This window comes from Pseudomonas sp. NPDC089401, from assembly GCF_044749485.1.
Classification (GTDB): Bacteria; Pseudomonadota; Gammaproteobacteria; order Pseudomonadales; family Pseudomonadaceae; genus Aquipseudomonas.
The window spans coordinates 439,807-457,214 of sequence record NZ_JBIVIA010000003.1 but is presented as its reverse complement, the minus strand read 5'-3'; the positions used below and the strand labels follow the sequence as shown (position 1 = coordinate 457,214).

14 protein-coding genes are annotated in these 17,408 nt (G+C 65.9%); 11 read left to right on the top strand and 3 right to left on the bottom strand.

Going from position 1 to position 17,408, the window contains the following annotated elements; translation table 11 throughout:
- A complete protein-coding gene (locus ACIP21_RS09450; RefSeq protein WP_400686709.1) occupies positions 1–1,074 on the bottom strand; it encodes an AbrB family transcriptional regulator in 1,074 nt (357 codons plus the stop codon).
- A gap of 124 nt (positions 1,075–1,198) precedes the next feature.
- Between ACIP21_RS09450 and ACIP21_RS09445 the strand changes: the two genes are divergently transcribed.
- Entirely contained in the window at positions 1,199–2,101 is a 903-nt protein-coding gene (locus ACIP21_RS09445; RefSeq protein ID WP_400686707.1) for a LysR family transcriptional regulator, read from the top strand.
- A gap of 5 nt (positions 2,102–2,106) precedes the next feature.
- On the opposite strand, the gene ACIP21_RS09440 is transcribed toward ACIP21_RS09445, so the two are convergent.
- Positions 2,107–2,724 carry a TetR/AcrR family transcriptional regulator gene (locus tag ACIP21_RS09440; RefSeq protein ID WP_400686705.1) on the bottom strand — a complete coding sequence of 206 codons (618 nt, stop codon included), beginning with the start codon at positions 2,722–2,724 and terminating at the stop codon, positions 2,107–2,109.
- Between the two features lie 84 nt (positions 2,725–2,808).
- Here ACIP21_RS09440 and ACIP21_RS09435 point away from each other — a divergent pair, with 84 nt between their 5' ends.
- The 9 genes from ACIP21_RS09435 to ACIP21_RS09395 all read left to right on the top strand — a co-directional run bounded on the left by ACIP21_RS09435 (position 2,809) and on the right by ACIP21_RS09395 (position 14,918).
- Positions 2,809–3,558 (top strand): SDR family NAD(P)-dependent oxidoreductase, encoded by a 750-nt coding sequence (locus ACIP21_RS09435; protein ID WP_400686703.1) that lies wholly within the window; start codon positions 2,809–2,811, stop codon positions 3,556–3,558.
- Complete coding sequence (locus tag ACIP21_RS09430; protein WP_400686701.1) at positions 3,551–4,306, top strand: SDR family oxidoreductase; 756 nt, start codon at positions 3,551–3,553, stop codon at positions 4,304–4,306. Before ACIP21_RS09435 ends, ACIP21_RS09430 begins: the two co-directional genes overlap by 8 nt.
- A 226-nt stretch (positions 4,307–4,532) precedes the next feature.
- Positions 4,533–6,608, top strand: a complete 2,076-nt coding sequence (locus tag ACIP21_RS09425) for a hydantoinase/oxoprolinase family protein (RefSeq protein WP_400686699.1) — start codon at positions 4,533–4,535, stop codon at positions 6,606–6,608.
- Between the two features lie 23 nt (positions 6,609–6,631).
- The gene (locus tag ACIP21_RS09420) at positions 6,632–8,296 is read left to right on the top strand and encodes a hydantoinase B/oxoprolinase family protein (protein WP_400686697.1); all 1,665 of its coding nucleotides are present in this window, start codon (positions 6,632–6,634) and stop codon (positions 8,294–8,296) included.
- Between the two features lie 3 nt (positions 8,297–8,299).
- Positions 8,300–9,502: a pyridoxal phosphate-dependent aminotransferase gene (locus ACIP21_RS09415; protein WP_400686695.1), complete on the top strand. Its 1,203-nt coding sequence runs from the start codon at positions 8,300–8,302 to the stop codon at positions 9,500–9,502.
- Positions 9,503–9,528: 26 nt separating this feature from the next.
- Positions 9,529–10,341: an NAD-dependent epimerase/dehydratase family protein gene (locus ACIP21_RS09410; RefSeq protein ID WP_400686693.1), complete on the top strand. Its 813-nt coding sequence runs from the start codon at positions 9,529–9,531 to the stop codon at positions 10,339–10,341.
- Positions 10,342–10,498: 157 nt separating this feature from the next.
- Entirely contained in the window at positions 10,499–11,695 is a 1,197-nt protein-coding gene (locus ACIP21_RS09405; RefSeq protein WP_400686691.1) for an NAD(P)/FAD-dependent oxidoreductase, read from the top strand.
- Positions 11,696–11,720: 25 nt separating this feature from the next.
- Positions 11,721–13,406 (top strand): thiamine pyrophosphate-binding protein, encoded by a 1,686-nt coding sequence (locus ACIP21_RS09400; protein WP_400686689.1) that lies wholly within the window; start codon positions 11,721–11,723, stop codon positions 13,404–13,406.
- Positions 13,407–13,469: 63 nt separating this feature from the next.
- Positions 13,470–14,918, top strand: a complete 1,449-nt coding sequence (locus tag ACIP21_RS09395; RefSeq protein ID WP_400686687.1) for an NAD-dependent succinate-semialdehyde dehydrogenase — start codon at positions 13,470–13,472, stop codon at positions 14,916–14,918.
- 183 nt (positions 14,919–15,101) lie between these two features.
- Here ACIP21_RS09395 and ACIP21_RS09390 read toward each other — a convergent pair whose 3' ends face one another.
- On the bottom strand, positions 15,102–15,827 hold the full coding sequence (locus ACIP21_RS09390) for a FadR/GntR family transcriptional regulator (RefSeq protein ID WP_400686685.1): 726 nt from the start codon (positions 15,825–15,827) through the stop codon (positions 15,102–15,104).
- Between the two features lie 333 nt (positions 15,828–16,160).
- On the opposite strand from ACIP21_RS09390, the gene ACIP21_RS09385 reads away from it, so the two are divergent.
- A complete protein-coding gene (locus ACIP21_RS09385; RefSeq protein ID WP_400686683.1) occupies positions 16,161–17,309 on the top strand; it encodes a branched-chain amino acid ABC transporter substrate-binding protein in 1,149 nt (382 codons plus the stop codon).
- Positions 17,310–17,408: the final 99 nt, after the last annotated feature.

The window sequence follows — 17,408 nt, the reverse complement described above, 5'->3', positions numbered from 1 at the left end:
TCAAGACGAACGCACCTGGGTCAACCGAATGATCTGCCGTGCACAAAACGCCCCGGTCAGAATCACCCCGAACAGCCGCAATGTCTGCATCGCCAGCACCAACCCGACATCGGCATGGGTCTCTACGGCGATGATCGCCATGGCATCCAGCCCACCCGGGCTGGTCGCCAGGTACATCGACAGGAAGTCGCTGCCCATGGCGCGCGCCAGCCCATAGGCGCAGGCCGCGCACAACGCGATCAGCGCCACCGCCCCGGCAATCATGGTCGGCAGGCGTTTCCACACATAGCACACGGTCTGGCGGTCGAAGCGCAGGCCGATGTAGCAGCCGATGGCGCCGTAGGCGCAGGCCAGCAGAGGCTCGGGCAGGGTGATGGTCAGCAGCCCGGCCAGTTGCAGGGCGCCACCCAGCATCAGCGGCGTCAGCAGGGCGCCGGCCGGCAGGCGATTGCCGACGACGATGCCGACCAGCACCACCGCCAGGCTGAGCAGCACGTTGAGCAGGTGCGGTGCCTGGCTCACCGCCGGCGCACTGGCCGCCGCACCGCTGCCGGGCGTGGCGCCGAGCAGGTGGCTGACCAGCGAGCCGATCATCACCACGCACACCACCCGCACGTACTGCATGGTCGCCACCACGCGGGCGTCGGCACCGTTCTCTTCGGCCATCGACACCATCGCCGAGGCCGCCCCCGGCGCGGTGCCCCAGGCAGCGGTACTGCCGGGGATGCCGCCAAAGCGTACCGTGCCCAGGCCGACCACGGCACTGAGCAAGACGGTGATGAACGTGGCGACCAGCATAAGCTGCCAGGACTGGGCCATGGCCACCAGTACACCCCAGGTCACCGAGTGGGCGACCAGCAGGCCGACGCAGCCCTGGCCGAACCGGAACACCTGGCGATGCAGGCGCAACTGCGCGCCGGATACACCAAACGCGATCGCCACCAGCATGGGGCCGAGAAACAACCCGGCCGGCACGCCCAGGGCATGCAGCAACTGGCCGACACTGCCGGCGCAGATCAACAGGGCGAACCAGAGCAAGAGGGTTTTGCGAGAAACGGGCAGGGCGGTGGGCAACGTGGATACTCCTTGCACAGCGATAACGCGAGGCTGGCAGCGCCAGCGCAAAAAATTATCGACCGGGCAATCGATCAAGTCTATTTTCTACTTTTGATGAATCCATAACTGAAATTGATGAATCATGGACCTGCGCGACCTGACCTATTTCGAAACCATCGCCGAGCTCGGCCACCTCGGCCGCGCCGCCGAGAAGCTCAACCGCAGCCAGCCGGCGCTGACCAAGAGCATCCAGCGGCTTGAAGAGTCCCTCGGCACCCGGCTGTTCCAGCGCGACGGCCGGCGCATCAAGCTGACCGACGTCGGCAAGCTGCTGCTGGCCCGGGGCAGGCAGTTGCAACTGAACATCGCTGAAACCGAGCGCGAAGTGCGGGATTTCGCCAGCGGGCTGGTGGGCAACATTCGCCTGGGGTGTGCCGCGAGCATGGCCGAACACCTGCTGCCGCACCTGACCGCAGCGTTGCTGGAGCGGGCGCCGGAGGTGACCCTGAAGCTGTCCATCGCCCAGGACGATGTGCTCAAGGAGTCGCTGCGTTCGGGGCGGCTGGACGTGATCATTTCGCCGCAGATCGCCGCCGAGCCCGAGTTCACCACCTATCCCATCCTCGAGGACGATGCGATCGTGGTGGCCAGCGCCGAGCACCCGATCTTCGCCGGCCCCATCGCCTTGCACGACCTTTGCCAGTACCGCTGGGTGCTGGCCGGGCCGACCGTGACGGCGCGGCGCTGGATCGACAACGTGTTCATCACCCACCAGCTACCGGCGCCGCAGGTGCAGATCGAGACCAATGCCATTTCCCTGCTGCCACGGTTGATCGCGCGCACCCGGCTGTTGAGCTTCGCGGCGCGGGAAACCCTGGCCCATGGCTTGGGCATGTCGTGGTTGCGCGAGGTGCCGCTGAGCGAGACGACCATGCGCCGCACCGTGGCGGTGCTGGTGCGCACGGAAGGCTACCTGTCCCCGGCAGCGGGCGCCTTGGTGGAGTTGCTGAGGGAAAAAGGCCAGAGTTTTTTCGAGCGCGACTGAGAAGCTCAGGCGCCCTGAGGGCGGGCGCTCGACGATTGCAGGATGCCGCGGATGAAGCGCAGCAACAGCGGGGTGGCCTGTTCCTGGCGGCGCGCAGGCATGCCCCACAGCGTGTGCCCGGACAGCAGCGAGAGGATGGCATCGGCGACTTCGTTGGCCCATGGGTTTGGCTGGCCACAGTCGGTCGCGACGATACCGCTCAGCAGGCTGCGGTAAGCGTGCTTCAGGTCGTCGATATGCTCGACCTGTTCATCGCTCAGGTTCACCACCTCGCGGGTCACCAGGGTCAGACGTTGCGCGGCGCCCTGGCTGTAGGCGACGAACACCTCGACGAAGGCGGCCAGGCGCAGTTCGGGCGTTGCCGCCCGGCGCAGCTGCGTGCGGGTTTCATACAGCAGGTCGGTCAACGTCGCTTCGATCAGCTCGTACAGCAGGCCCTGCTTGCTGTCGATGTGGTGGTACAGGGAGCCGGCGCGCAGGCCCAGGTGGTTGGCCAGGTCACGCAGGCTGATGGCCTGGTAGCCATGCCGGGCGAACAGGATGCTGGCCGCGTCGAGCAGGCGGTCGCGGGCATCGGGCGAGGCTACGATCGGAGCATCCATCGTGCGGCTGGAGGCGGGCATGGCGATACCTGTCGGCGATTTGATGTTTGACCAAATGTAAGACAACAGGCATCTTACGTAAAGACTCAATCGTGGAGGTGTTGTGTGGACAAGCAAACGGTAGTGATCGTAGGTGGTGCCTCGGGTCTGGGCCTGGAAACAGCCCGGCTGATGGCCAAGCGCGGCGCAGGCAAGATCGGCCTGATCGACCGCAACGAGCAATTGTTGGTACAAGCCGCCGAGGAACTGCGCGGCCAGGGCGTGGAGGTGGCCATCGCGGTCGGCGACATCGCCCGCAAGGACACCGCCCATGCCGCCTTTGGTGAAATCGTCAGTAGCCTGGGCCGGGTCCACTGCCTGGTGAACAGCGCGGCGATCTACCCGCGCAAGGACATCCTGGAAATCACCGACGACGAGTGGGACCTGGAAAACGCCGTCAACATCAAGGGCACGTACCACATGATGGTCGCCGCCGTGCGCCACATGCAGCAGTACGTTGCCGCGCCAGCCGTCACCGGGCGCATCGTCAACGTCACTTCGGTGGACGCCTTCAAGGCCCACCCGCAGAACGCCCACTATGCGGCGACCAAGGCGGCGGTGGTGAGCCTGACCAAATCCTTCGCCCAGGCCTGCGCCAAGGACCAGATCCTGGTCAACTCGGTGGCCCCGGCCGGTTTCGCCACCGAGCGCGCCAAGCAGCTGGGCTTCCTCGGCGAACTGGCGGCCGCCAACCCGCTGGGGCGCGCCGCGGAGCCGGCGGAGATCGCCGAGTGGATCGTGATGATGGGCAGCAGTCGCAACAGCTACGCCACCGGCGAGAACGTCATCGTCAGCGGAGGCTACATCTATGCGTGAAGGTGCATTTCCCGAGGGCTACCAGCGCGCGCTGGTGACCGGCGCCACCAGCGGCATCGGCAAGGCCATCGTGCTGGCGCTGCGCGATGCCGGGCTGCAGGTGATCGCCGTTGGTCGTAGCCAGCAGGCGCTGGCGGAGCTGGCTCGGGAGCCTGGCGTCAGCACCCTGCAGGCCGATGTCCGTGACTACGCTTCGCTGGCTGCGGCGCTGGAAGGCCAGGCGGTGGATGTGCTGGTCAACAACGCTGGCATTCTCTCCACGCGGGCGGCGTTCCAGGACATCGACGAAGCCGAGATCGACAACATGCTCGACATCAACCTCAAGGCGCCGCTGCACCTGACGCGCCAGGTGCTGCCAGGCATGCTCGAGCGGGGCAGGGGGCACTTGTTCTTCATCGGCTCCAGCGCCGGCCGTGCGCCGCACCCGGGGGCGGCGGTGTATGGCGCGTCCAAGGCCGGGGTGAGCCTGTTCTGCGATGCCTTGCGCTGCGACCTGCTGGGCAGTGGCGTGCGGGTGACCGAAATCGCCCCGGGTCGGGTGCAGACCCAGCTGTACAAGGCCGCCATGGGTATGCAGGCGGCAGGCAGCGAGCTGTATGACGGTTATGAATCGATCCAGCCGCAGGACATCGCCGAGCTGTTGCTGGCGGCGCTGAAGATGCCGCGGCAGGTGGATGTGTCGCGGCTGGAGGTGTTCCCCACGGCGCAGGCGGTGGGTGGTGGGCGGATGGTCAAGACCGCCGGCTGATCCGGCGGCTGTTTGGCTGTACCGGCCTCTTCGCGGGTAAACCCGCTCCCACAGGGCCAGGAGAACACCCGATCCTGTGGGAGCGGGTTTACCCGCGAAAGGGCCGGCACAGGAAACCAAGATTTCAGCAAACAGGTGCTTGACCACATGTAAGACAACATATAACTTACATGAAGACCGCTTCAGCGGATCGGCACAACTACAAAGCATTGCAGGGGATATGACGATGACTGCGACATCATGCCGGGTCGGCGTGGACATAGGCGGGACCTTCACCGATATCGCGCTGGACGTGGACGGCGTGCTGCATTCGACCAAGATCCTGACCGACTACGAGCTGCCCGAGCGGGCCATCCTCACCGGCGTGCGCCAGGTGGTGGAGCAGGCGGGCCTGAAGCTCTCGGACATCGACCAGCTGATCCACGGCACCACCCTGGCGACCAACGCCCTGATCGAGCGCCGTGGCGCGCGCACCGCCTTCATCACCACCGAAGGTTTCCGCGACACCCTGGAAATGCGCACCGAGAACCGCTTCGAGCAATACGACATCAACATCGTCCTGCCGCCGCCGCTGATCGACCGTGAGCACCGCTACACCCTGCGCGAGCGCCTGGATGTCAAAGGCCGGGTGCTGATCGCTGCGCTGCAGGCCGACATCGACGCGCTGGTCGAGCGCATCGCCGAAGGCAACTATGAAAGCGTCGCCATCGGCTTCATCCACAGCTACGTCAACGGCGCCCATGAGCGTCAGCTGCGTGACGCCCTGCAGGCCCGCCTGCCGCAGCTGTCGATCTCGATTTCCAGTGAAGTCTCGCCGCAGATGCGCGAGTTCGAACGTTTCAACACCGTGTGCGCCAACGCCTACGTCAAGCCGCTGATCAAGTCCTACCTGGACCGCCTGGTGGTGACGCTGAAAAAGGAAGGCGCCGATTGCCCGGTGTTCATGATCCACTCCGGCGGCGGCATCATCTCGGTGCAGAGCGCCGCCGAGTTTCCGGTGCGCCTGGTCGAATCCGGCCCCGCCGGCGGGGCGATCTTCGCCGCCGACATCGCCCGCCGTTACGCGCTGGAGAACGTGCTGTCGTTCGACATGGGCGGCACCACGGCGAAAATCTGCCTGATCGAAGACCAGGTGCCGAAAACCGCCAAGACCTTCGAAGTGGCGCGTACCTACCGCTTCAAGAAGGGCAGCGGCATGCCGATTTCCATCCCGGTGGTGGAGATGGTCGAAATCGGTGCCGGTGGCGGCTCCATCGCCAGCCTCGACAGCATGCGCCAGATCCGCGTCGGCCCGCACAGCGCGGCTTCCGAGCCTGGCCCGGCCTGCTACGGCCGTGGCGGCCTGGAGCCGACCATCACCGACGCCAACCTGCTGCTCGGTCGCCTGGATGCCGACAACTTTGCCGGTGGTGCCTTGCGCCTGAACAGCGACAGCGCTGCCAATGCCATGCTCCGGGTGATCGGCCAGCCGCTGAGCCTGCAGGCCGACACCGCCGCCTTCGGCGTGTGCGAAGTGGTCGACGAGAACATGGCCAACGCCGGCCGTGTGCATGCGGTGGAAAGCGGCAAGGACATCGCCGACTACACCATGATCACCTTTGGTGGCGGTGGCCCGCTGCATGCCGCACGCCTGTGCGAGAAGATGGGCGTGGCGCGCTTCATCGTCCCGGCCGGTGCCGGGGTGGGCTCGGCCATCGGCTTCCTGCGCGCGCCGTTCGGCTACGAAGCCGTGCGCAGTGCGTTCGTGCGCCTGTCCGAGTTCGATGCGGCGGCGGTCAATGTGCTGATCGCAGAGATGAAGGCCGAGTCGTTGGGCTTCCTGCGCCAGGGCATGCCGGAAGGCGAGCCGGAAATGGACTGCACCGCGTTCATGCGCTACGTCGGCCAAGGCTGGGAAATCCCCGTGGCGCTGCCGTTCAAGGCCTTCTCCGCTGCCGATACCGCACAGTTCAAGGCTCTGTTCGAAGAAGCCTATACGCGTTTCTTCGGCCGCCCGATCGAAGGCCCGGACATCGAGATCGTCAGCTGGTCGGTCAAGGCCAGTTCGCCGCTGCCGCCGGTCGAGCGCATCGAGCAGGTCGGCGCCGCCTACCGCGCCCATGAGGTCGCGCGCCGGCAGGTCTTCGACGTCGCCGCTGGCGGCTTCGTCGAGGCCGGCATCCACCCGCGCGAAGAGCTGCAGGTCGGTGCCCGGGTCGACGGCCCGGCGATCATCGTCGAGCGCGAAACCTCGACCTTCGTCACCTCCAACTTCACCGCCACGGTCCAGCCAGACGGCTGCCTGCTGGTCGTGCGTCGCTAACGCCTGAATTCGGAAGCCAGAACATGAGCGATACCTTGATCGACATTCAAATGCAGGTGATGTGGAACCGCCTGGTCTCGGTGGTCGAAGAACAGGCCCTGACCCTGATCCGCACCGCCTTCTCCACCAGTGTGCGCGAGGCCGGCGACCTCTCGGCCGGGGTCTTCGACCGCGCCGGCAACATGCTCGCCCAGGCTGTCACCGGCACCCCGGGGCACGTCAACACCATGGCCGAGGCGGTGGTGCACTTCATCAACGACATCGGCGAGGACAACATCTTCGAAGGTGACGTGTACGTGACCAACGACCCGTGGAAGGGTACCGGCCACCTGCACGACATCACCATCGTCTCGCCGTCGTTCCACAAGGGCAGGCTGATCGGCTACTTCGCCAGCACCGCCCACGTGGTCGACATCGGTGGCCGCGGTTTCGGCCCGGATGCTCGCGAGGTCTACGAGGAAGGCCTGTTCATCCCGATCATGAAGCTGTTCGAACGCGGCAAGGTCAACCGCGACCTGATCAACATCCTGCGCAACAACGTGCGCGAGAACGACAGGGTGGTGGGCGATTTCTATGCCCTGTCGGCGTGCAACGAGACCGGCCACAAACGCCTGCTCGACATGCTCGAGGAGTTCCAGCTCGATGACCTCGATCACATCGGCGGCTTCATCCTCGAACACAGCCGCCGTGCCACCCTGGAGTGCTTCAAGTCGCTGCCCCATGGCACCTACAGCAACAGCATGACCCTCGACGGCTACGACGTGCCGGTGACCCTGGCGGTGACCCTCACCGTCGGCCCTGATGGCATCAAGAGCGACTTCACCGGCACTTCGGGCATGAGCCAGTTCGGCATCAACGTGCCGCTCGGCTACGCCAAGGCCTATGCCTGCTATGGCCTCAAGTGCATCGTCGCGCCGGAGATCCCCAACAACACCGCCTCGCTGGCGCCGTTCGAAGTCACAGCGCCCGAAGGCTGCATCCTCAATGCCAAGCACCCGGCACCGGTGTCGGTGCGTCACGTGCTGGGCCATTTCGTCCCGGACCTGGTGCTGGGAGCGTTGCACAAGTGCCTGCCGGGCAAGGTCCCGGCCGAAGGCGCCAGCGCCCTGTGGAACCTGCACCTGAGCGTGCGCCCGCTGGAAAGCAACCCGGACGAGCGCAACGCCGAAATGCTGATGTTCAACAGTGGCGGCATGGGCGCCCGTTCGGCAATGGATGGCCTGAGCGCCACTGCGTTCCCCAGCGGGGTGCACACCATGCCGGTCGAGGCGACCGAGCACGCCGGCCCCGTGGTGGTCTGGCGCAAGGAGCTGCGGGAAGGCTCCGGCGGCGCCGGCCAACTGCGCGGCGGCCTGGGCCAGGAAATCGAAGTGTCCGCGGCCGAGGGCTACAGCTTCCGCTTCAGCGCCATGTTCGACCGCATCCAGTATCCGGCCCGTGGCCTGGCCGGCGGCCAGCAGGGCGCCGAGGGCTTCGTCGGGCTCGATGATGGCACCTTGCTGCGCGGCAAGGGTCAGCAGTTCGTCCCGGCCGAGCGTCGCCTGGTGCTGCGCCTGCCCGGTGGCGGTGGCTACGGCGATCCGCGCCAGCGCGAGCGCCAGCAGGTCGAGCGCGATCTGCGCTACGGCTACATCAGCGCCGAGCAGGCGCGTGACGACTACGGCTTCGAAGCCGCCAAGGAGCGTTGAGCGATGGACGTGCAAAGCAGCCGCGTCAAAGCGGTAAAGAGCTCGCCGAGCATGGCGGTGTCGGTGCTGGCCAAGCAGATGCTGGCCAATGGTGAGCCGGTGATCAACCTCGCGCTGGGCGAGCCGGACTACAACGTGCCGGCCCACGTGATCGAGGCTGCCTATCAGGCGATGCTGGCGGGCAACAACCATTACACCGCGCCAAACGGCCTCGACAGCCTGCGCCGGGCGATCGTCGACAAGTTCGCCCGGGAAAACGACCTGCCTTATGGCATGGACGAGATCTGCGTGGGCAATGGCGCCAAGCAGTTGCTGTTCAATGCCTTCCTGGCCACCTTGGAGGAGGGTGACGAGGTCATCACGCCGGCGCCGTACTGGGTGTCGTACACCGACATGGCCATCCTCAATGGCGGTGTGCCGGTGGTCATCCCGTGCGGTGCCGAACAAGGCTTCAAGGTCACCCCCGCACAGCTGGAAGCCGCCATCACCCCGCGCACGCGCTGGGTGATGCTCAACTCGCCGAACAACCCGAGCGGGGCGATCTTCACCCGTGAGGAGTTCGCCGCGCTGGGCAAGGTGCTGGAGCGCCACCCCAAGGTGCTGGTGATCTCCGACGAGATCTACGAGCACATCGTGCTCGGCGACCAGCCGTTCGTCTCGTTCGTCACCGCCTGCCCGCAGCTGCGCGAGCGCACCTTGCTGATCAACGGGGTGTCCAAGGCCTACGCCATGACCGGCTACCGGCTGGGTTACGCGGCAGGGCCAAAAGACCTGATCGTGGCGATGAACAAGACCCAGTCGCAGACCACCACCTGCCCCTCGAGCATTTCGCAGCTGGCAGCGGCGGCCGCACTGAACGGTCCGCAGGACTTCGTGCGCGATGCCAACCGCGAGTACCAGGCCCGCGGCGAGCTGGTGGTGCGTGGCCTGGCGCAGATCCCGGGCCTGCAGCTGCAGATGCCCCAGGGCGCGTTCTACGCCTTCCCCGAGGTCAGCGCCTTTATCGGCAAGCGCACCCCGGACGGGCAGGTGATCAGCAACGATACCGAGTTGTCGGCCTACCTGTTGCGGGTCGGCAAGGTGGCCACGGTGCCGGGTTCGGCGTTTGGCGTGGAGCCCTATGTGCGGCTGTCCTTCGCCACCTCGCGCGCGGAGCTGGAACAGGCGCTGGGCCAGCTGCGCGACGCGTTCGCGGCATTGGTCTGATCAATCGAATTGCAAAGAGGTAAACCATGAGCAAGCCATTCAAACGTCTGCTGATCACTGGCGCCGCCGGGCGCCTGGGTAGTGTGCTGCGCAAGCACCTGGCGCAGTTCGCCGACCAATTGCGCCTGACCGACATCGCCGATCTGGGCCATGCCGCGCCGCACGAAGAACTGATCCGCTGCGACCTGGGCAACTTCGCCGACGTGCTGCCGCTGACCGAGGGCGTCGACGCCATCGTGCATGCCGGGGGCGTGCCGGTCGAAGATACGTTCGAGAAGATCCTCAACGGCAATATCGTCGGCACCTACAACATCTACGAAGCGGCGCGGCGCAATGGCGTCAAGCGGGTGGTGTACACCAGTTCCAACCATGCCATCGGCTTCTACGACCGCACCGAGACCATCGATGCCAGCGCCGCGCATCGCCCCGACAGCCTGTATGGCGTAAGCAAATGCTTCGCCGAGGACCTGGGCCGCTACTACTGGGACAAGTTCGCCATCGAATCGGTGAACCTGCGCATCGGCTCCTCGTTCCCCGAGCCGCTGGACCGCCGCATGCTCGCCACCTGGCTGTCGTTCGACGACTTCGCCCAACTGACCGAGCGCGCGCTGCTGGCGCCGCGGGTCGGCCACATGGTCGTCTACGGCATGTCCAACAACCGCGAAAGTCTGTGGGACAACCGCCTGGCTTCGTCCATCGGCTACGTGCCCAAGGACAGTGCCGACGACTACCGCGAGAAGGTGCTGGCCGAACATCCGCCGCTCAAGCCCGACGAGCCAGCGGCGCGCTACCACGGCGGCAACTTCGCCGGCGCCGGCCACTTCGAAGACCCCCAATAACCAAACAAGGCTGAACGCGGTCACTGTGGGAGCGGGTTTATCGATGCGTCGAACCGCCGCGAACACCGGCAAAGCCGGTGCCAGGTACCGCGTTGCATTCTTCGCGGGTGAACCCGCTCCCACAGGGTTTCCTGCTATCTCTCGGAGAGCTTGATACATGGCTTCCACCGCAAAACAACAGAACTACGATGTAGTGATCGTCGGCGGCGCCGTCAATGGCAGTGCCACCGCCTACTTCCTGGCCAACAACCCGGACTTCGACGGCTCGGTGCTGGTCATCGAGCGCGACTGGACCTACAACAAGTCGGCCACCGCGCTGTCGAGCAGCTCGATCCGCCAGCAGTTCTCCAACCCGATCAACATCGAGATCTCCAGGTTCGGCGCCGAGTTCGTGCGCAGCTTCCCTGATGTGATGGAGGTCGACGGCGATCGCCCGGACCTGGCCTTCCACGAGAACGGTTACCTGTTCCTCGGTGACGACAAGGGTTATGAAGTGCTACGCCGCCTGCACGATACCCAGGTGTCCCATGGCGCCGACGTGCACCTGCTCGACCCCGAGCAGCTGCAGCGCAAGTTCCCCTGGGTCAATATCGACAGCCTGGCCGGCGCCAGCTATGGCCGCAGCGGCGAGGGCTGGTTCGACAGCCTGGGCATGCTCAACGGCTTCCGCCGCAAGGCACGCTCGATGGGCATCGAGTACATCGAGAACGAAGTGGCTGGCATCCAGCGCGAAGGCGAGCGCATCACCGGCGTGCAACTGGCCAGTGGCGAGCGCATCGGCTGCGGCCTGCTGGTCAACTGCGCCGGTACCCGTGGCACCCAGGTCGCGCGCATGGCCGGCCTGGACATCCCGGTCGAGCCGCGCCGTCGCTCGCTGTTCGTGTTCGATTGCCGCACGCCGCTGGAGGGCACCGTGCCGCTGACCATCGACCCGACCGGCGTGTTCTTCCGCCCCGAGGGCAAGTTCTACCTGGGCGGCACCTACCCCAAACACGACCCGGAAGTGGACTTCGAGGACTTCGAGGTGCTGCACGACGAGTTCGACGAAGAGGTTTGGCCGATCCTCGCCGAGCGCGTGCCGGCGTTCGAGGGCATCAAGGTGGTCAACTACTGGGCCGGGCACTACGACTTCTGCGTGCTCGACCACAACGCCATCGTCGGCCCGCACAACGAGGTCGGCAATTTCCTGTTCTGCAACGGCTTCAGCGGCCATGGCCTGCAGCAGGCGCCGGCCATCGGCCGTGGCCTGTCGGAGCTGATCACCTATGGCGGCTATCGCTCGCTGGACCTGGGCGCGTTGTCCTACCAGCGCGTGATCGACAACAAGCCGTTCCTCGAAGATTCGGTCATCTGATCGCCTGGCCTGAAGGAGAACAACAATGAGCAACAACACAGTGGTGCGCAGTGGCGGCCAGGTGCTGGTCGATGCGTTGCGGGTCAATGGCGTGGAGCGCGCCTTCTGCGTGCCGGGCGAAAGCTACCTGGCAGTGCTCGATGCGCTGCACGATGTGCAGGACCAGATCGACTTGATCGTCTGCCGCCAGGAAGGTGGCGCGGCCTACATGGCCGAAGCCTACGGCAAGCTGACCGGCAAGCCCGGCATCTGCCTGGTGACCCGTGGCCCCGGCGCGACCAATGCCTCGGTGGGCGTGCACACCGCGTTCCAGGACTCGACCCCGATGATCCTCTTCATCGGCCAGGTGGCGCGTGATCAGATCGAGCGTGAAGCCTTCCAGGAAGTCGACTACCGCCGCATGTTCGGCCAGATGGCCAAGTGGGTGGTGCAGATCGACGACGCCGCGCGGATTCCCGAACTGATCAATCAGGCCTTCCAGCGTGCCATCAGCGGGCGCCCGGGCCCGGTGGTGGTCGCCTTGCCGGAAGACATGCTGACCGACCTGGTGCAGGTGGCCGATGCCCGGCCTGCCAGGCGTGTCGAGGCGGCGCCGGCCCCGGAAGCCCTGGGCGAGCTGCAGCAGTTGCTGGCCAAGGCCGAACGGCCGCTGGTGGTGGCCGGGGGCGGCGGCTGGACGGCCGCTGCGGTGGCCGACCTGAAGACCTTCGTGCACACCCAGAACCTGCCGTTGGCTGCCTCGTTCCGTTGCCAGGACCTGTTCGACAACACCGACCCGCACTACGCCGGCGACCTGGGCCTGGCGGCCGGCCCGGTGCTGGTCGAGGCGGTGAAGCAATCCGACCTGCTGATCGTGATCGGCGCGCGGCTGGGCGAGATGACCACGGGGGGCTATGCCTTGGTCGACATCCCCACGCCGAAGCAGGCCCTGGTGCACGTACACGCCAGTGCCGAGGAGATCGGCCGGGTGTACCAGCCGACCCTGGGCATCAACGCCGGCCCCGGCAGCTTCCTGCGCCAGGCCAATATCCTTGGCCCGGTGCGCCCGCAGGCTTTCGAAGACTGGACCGCCAGCCTCAACGGCGGTTACCGCGGCAACTTCGACACCCCGCGTTCGCCGGGTGACGTGCAGATGAGCGAAGTGATCGCCTGGCTCAACAGCCACCTGCCGGCCGACAGCATCCTCACCTGCGGCGCCGGCAACTACACCGGCTGGGTACACCGCGGCTACCAGCACCGGGTGTTCCGCACGCTGCTTGGCCCGACCAATGGTTCCATGGGCTATGGCGTGCCGGCGGCGGTGGCGGCCAAGCTCACCTACCCGCAGCGCACCGTGGTGGCGTTTGCCGGTGACGGCTGCTTCATGATGAACGGTCAGGAACTGGCCACTGCGGCGCACTATAACGCTCGGCTGATCACCATCGTGGTCAACAACGGCATGTACGGCACCATTCGCATGCACCAGGAACGCAGCTACCCGGGGCGGGTTTCCGGTACCGAACTGCACAACCCGGACTTCGCGGCCCTGGCCCGCGCCTATGGGCTGCATGGGGAAACGGTCACCCGCACCGAAGACTTCGTCGCCGCCTTCGAGCGCTGCCAGGCGTCCGGCAAGCCGGCGCTGATCGAAATCCAGGTCGACCCCGAAGCCCTGACCCCGCGCATGACCCTCAGCCAGATCCGCGACAAGGCCCTGCAGGCCAAGCGCTGATTCGCCTCAGGTGGGGCGCGGTCCGGCCCCACCTTTTTTCCTTCTTCGAACGAGCCAATCGACATGAACCTTGCCGATCACGACCTGCTGCGTGAAGTTTGCTACATCGACGGAAAATGGCTGGCGGCCGACAGCGGCCAGCGCATCGCCGTGACCAATCCGGCCACGGGCGAGGTGCTCGGCCATGTGCCGCGCATGGGGGCCGATGAAACCCGCCGCGCCATCGCCGCCGCCGAGCGCGCCTTGCCGGCCTGGCGCGCACTCACCGCCAAGGAGCGCGCCGCCCGGTTGCAGGCGTGGTTCCGCGAGATCCTCACCCACCAGGAAGACCTGGCGCGGATCATGACCGCCGAACAGGGCAAGCCGCTGGCCGAGTCCCGCGGCGAAATCGCCTTTGCCGCCGCCTATGTGGAGTTCTATGCCGAGGAGGGCAAGCGCCTCTATGGCGATGTCATTCCTTCGCCCAGTGCCGACCGCCGCCTGATCGTCACCAAGGAGCCGATTGGCGTGTGCGCGGCGATCACCCCGTGGAACTTCCCGGCAGCGATGATCACGCGCAAGGCAGCGCCGGCCTTGGCGGCGGGGTGCACGCTGGTGCTCAAGCCGGCCTCGCAGACGCCGTTCAGCGCGCTGGCGCTGTGCGTGCTGGCCGAGCGGGCAGGGATCCCGGCGGGTGTGCTCAGTGTGGTCACCGGCGATTCGGCGGCGATCGGCGGCGAACTGACGGCCAGCCCGATCGTGCGCAAGCTGTCGTTCACCGGCTCGACGCCGATCGGCATCCAGCTGCTGCAGCAGTCGGCGGCGACAGTGAAGAAGGTGACGATGGAGTTGGGCGGCAACGCGCCCTTCATCGTGTTCGACGACGCCGACCTCGAGAAGGCGGTAGAAGGTGCGCTGATCGCCAAGTTCCGCAACAGCGGGCAGACCTGTGTGTGTGCCAACCGTTTCTACATCCAGGATGGCATTTATGAGCGCTTCGTCGCGCGCTTTGCCGAACGGGTGCGCGAGCTGGTGGTGGGGCAGGGCGATGCGCCCGGCACCCAGGTCGGGCCGATGATCGATGGGCGTGCCGCCAGTGGTGTCGAACGGCTGGTCGGCGAGGCCGTGGAGGCGGGCGCGCGGGTGGTGGCGGGTGGGCGCAGGCATGCATTGGGCGAGGCATTTTTCGAGCCGACCTTGCTGGCCGATGTGACGCCTGACATGCGCGTGGCGCGTGAGGAGATCTTCGGGCCGGTGGCGCCGATCTTCCGCTTCGGCAGTGAAGAGGAGGTGATTGCCCAGGCCAATGCCACCGAGTTCGGCCTGGCCTGTTACCTGTATGCGCGGGATGTGGGGCGGATCTGGCGGGTGTCGGAGGCGCTGGAATACGGGATGGTCGGGGTCAATGTCGGGGTGGTGGCGACCGAGGTGGCGCCGTTTGGCGGGGTGAAGGCTTCGGGGCTGGGGCGGGAAGGGTCGCGTTACGGGATCGAGGATTACCTGGAGATCAAGTATGTGTGCCTCGGGCTCTGAGGTATTCCTGAACCCCTGAGGTTTTCTGCACTGGCCTCTTCGCGGGTGAACCCGCTCCCACAGGTACAGCACATGCCCAGGCATGTGCGATCCCTACTCCCACAGGTGTCGGCACAAGCCCAGGCAATGTGCGATCCCTGTGGGAGCGGGTTTACCCGCGAAGAGGCCGGTGCAGGATAGCGCTCAACCTTTGGCGTCGAGCAACCGCTGATACCGCGAAAGGCTTTCTTCAAGGTGCTTGCGCAGCGCCGTGCGCGCGCTGTTCACATCGCCCATGCTGATCGCCGACAGGATCGCCCCATGCTCGCGACCGATCTTCTTGATGTGCGCCTGGCGGTTCTTGCCGGTCACCTGGCCATGCTTGAGGTTCAGGTCGAGGATGATGTCCGGCCCCAGCGCTTCGAGCAGCTGGGTGAAGTGCGGGTTGTTGGTGGCGCGGGCAATGGCCAGGTGGAACTCGAAATCGGCGCGGGCTTCTTCTTCCTGGCTGGCGCCATCGAGCGAGTTGAAGCGGTCGAACGCCTCGGTGATCGCTGCCATGCTGGCCGGGCTGCGGCGTTCGGCGGCGCGGGCCACCGACTCGGTCTCGATCCCCAGGCGCAACTCGAGGATCTGCGCCGCGGCACGCACGTCGTCGACCACGCTGTCGATGGCGAAGCCGATGCGCTTGACGTCCTGCTCGACCACGAACACGCCCACGCCCTGGCGCGCGATCAGGCGCCCGCCCAGGCGCAGCGATGCCACTGCCTCGCGGACCACCGGGCGGCTGACATTGAACTCCTTGCACAGCTCCTGCTCGGACGGCAGCTTGTCGCCCGGGCCGTAGGTGCCGTTGTCGATCCGGCCGGACAGCTCCTGGATCACGGTTTCCGCCAGATTGGCGCGGCGCGTGCCTAACGACGCATTCATAGAGGTGTTGCTCCTGAAACTGATTGGCTCATCACGGTTGTTCTCCGGCAGGTGGCGCGCAGCCCGAAAGCCCATGCGGCGGGATCCGTAGCCAACCAGCGGTGATGTTGTCGGCATATGTTATCAAACATCTTACCAGCTGGCAGGGCGAGCCCTTTTTGCCGCTGGCGAGCGGGTCGCTTGGCAGATCAATTTTTTACCCACTCCTTCAGCATACACCCATTGACAGTTGCCTGCTGACTGTTATCTTACAAGTGCGACGGCGTTCGTGCCAATTCGCAGGCGGTAAGCACAGTGTTTCGAGGTTCGTCCAACTACGACTGGGAGCTGAGCATGTATAAGAACAACGGGGGGCGTGCAGCCCTCGCCACCGCAGTAACCTTGCTGATGGCCATGGGGACGGCGCAGGCAGCGGACAGTGAAGTGGTCCGGATCGGCTTCGCCGGGCCCTTGACCGGGCCTTCGGCACACCAGGGACAGGACGTCGAGCATGGCATCCAGATTGCCGTGGAGGAGGCCAACCAGCAGCAGTTGAAAATTGGCGACAAGGTGGCCGAATTCAAGCTGGTGTCCGAGGACGATGTGGCCGACCCACGCACCGGCACCGCCGTGGCGCAACGGCTGGTGGACTCGAAGGTGGCGGTGGTGATCGGCCACTACAACTCCGGCACCAGCATCCCCGCATCGAAGATCTACGCCGCCGCCGGCATCCCGCAGATCTCGCCCTCGGCCACCAACCCCACGCTGACCCAGCAGGGCATCCCTTCGGTGTTCCGTACCGTCAACGATGACGCCACCCTGGGCCGCTACGCCGGCAACTACCTGGTCAACCAGCTCAAGGCCCAGCGCATCGCCATCTTCGACGACCGTACCGCCTACGGCCAGGGCCTGGCCGACGAGGTGACCAAGGCGGTCAAGGCCGCCGGCGGCAACGTGGTGGTGCGCGAGTACACCAACGACAAGTCCACCGACTTCAACGCCATCCTCACCACCGCCAAGGCGCAGAAGGCCGATGCGGTGTTCTTCGCCGCCCTCGACTACCAGGCCGCGCCCATGGCCAAGCAGATGAAGAACCTGGGCCTGAAGGCGCGCTTCATGAACATCGGCAACCTGCCCAACGATTCGTTCAGGCAGATGGCCGGCAGCGCCGCAGAAGGGGTGTATGCCTGGAACTACGGCACGCCGCTGCAGGAAATGCCCAAGGGCGCGGCCTTCGAGCAGAAGCTCAAGGCCAAGTTCGGCGTGGGCGTGGTGCAGTCTTCGCCGGCCGCCTACGACGCCACCTGGGCGGCGATCAACGCCATGGTCAAGGCCGGCTCCGACGACCCCAAGGTCTACCTGCCGGTGCTCAAGCAACAAAGCTATGACGGCGTCACCGGCACCATCGCCTTCGACGACAAGGGCAACCTGAAGAACCCGGCCGCCACCGTATTCCAGTATGCCGACGGCGGCTGGAAGACCCTGTCGATCGAGCGCGACTGAGTTTTACCCCATAACAAGCGGGCGCACGCCTGCCACATAACAAGAAGACTTTTCCCACCTGCCAGGCCTGTCGGCGTGCGGCGCTGTGCCGCTGTGCGC

Bases quoted from the DNA above. Each gene is read 5' to 3' on its own strand.
- ACIP21_RS09445 (WP_400686707.1), top strand. From the start codon at position 1,199: ATGGACCTGCGCGACCTGACCTATTTCGAAACCATCGCCGAGCTCGGC.
- ACIP21_RS09440 (WP_400686705.1), bottom strand. From the start codon at position 2,724: ATGCCCGCCTCCAGCCGCACGATGGATGCTCCGATCGTAGCCTCGCCC.
- ACIP21_RS09430 (WP_400686701.1), top strand. From the start codon at position 3,551: ATGCGTGAAGGTGCATTTCCCGAGGGCTACCAGCGCGCGCTGGTGACC.
- ACIP21_RS09425 (WP_400686699.1), top strand. From the start codon at position 4,533: ATGACTGCGACATCATGCCGGGTCGGCGTGGACATAGGCGGGACCTTC.
- ACIP21_RS09420 (WP_400686697.1), top strand. From the start codon at position 6,632: ATGAGCGATACCTTGATCGACATTCAAATGCAGGTGATGTGGAACCGC.
- ACIP21_RS09415 (WP_400686695.1), top strand. From the start codon at position 8,300: ATGGACGTGCAAAGCAGCCGCGTCAAAGCGGTAAAGAGCTCGCCGAGC.
- ACIP21_RS09410 (WP_400686693.1), top strand. From the start codon at position 9,529: ATGAGCAAGCCATTCAAACGTCTGCTGATCACTGGCGCCGCCGGGCGC.
- ACIP21_RS09405 (WP_400686691.1), top strand. From the start codon at position 10,499: ATGGCTTCCACCGCAAAACAACAGAACTACGATGTAGTGATCGTCGGC.
- ACIP21_RS09400 (WP_400686689.1), top strand. From the start codon at position 11,721: ATGAGCAACAACACAGTGGTGCGCAGTGGCGGCCAGGTGCTGGTCGAT.
- ACIP21_RS09395 (WP_400686687.1), top strand. From the start codon at position 13,470: ATGAACCTTGCCGATCACGACCTGCTGCGTGAAGTTTGCTACATCGAC.
- ACIP21_RS09390 (WP_400686685.1), bottom strand. From the start codon at position 15,827: ATGAATGCGTCGTTAGGCACGCGCCGCGCCAATCTGGCGGAAACCGTG.
- ACIP21_RS09385 (WP_400686683.1), top strand. From the start codon at position 16,161: ATGTATAAGAACAACGGGGGGCGTGCAGCCCTCGCCACCGCAGTAACC.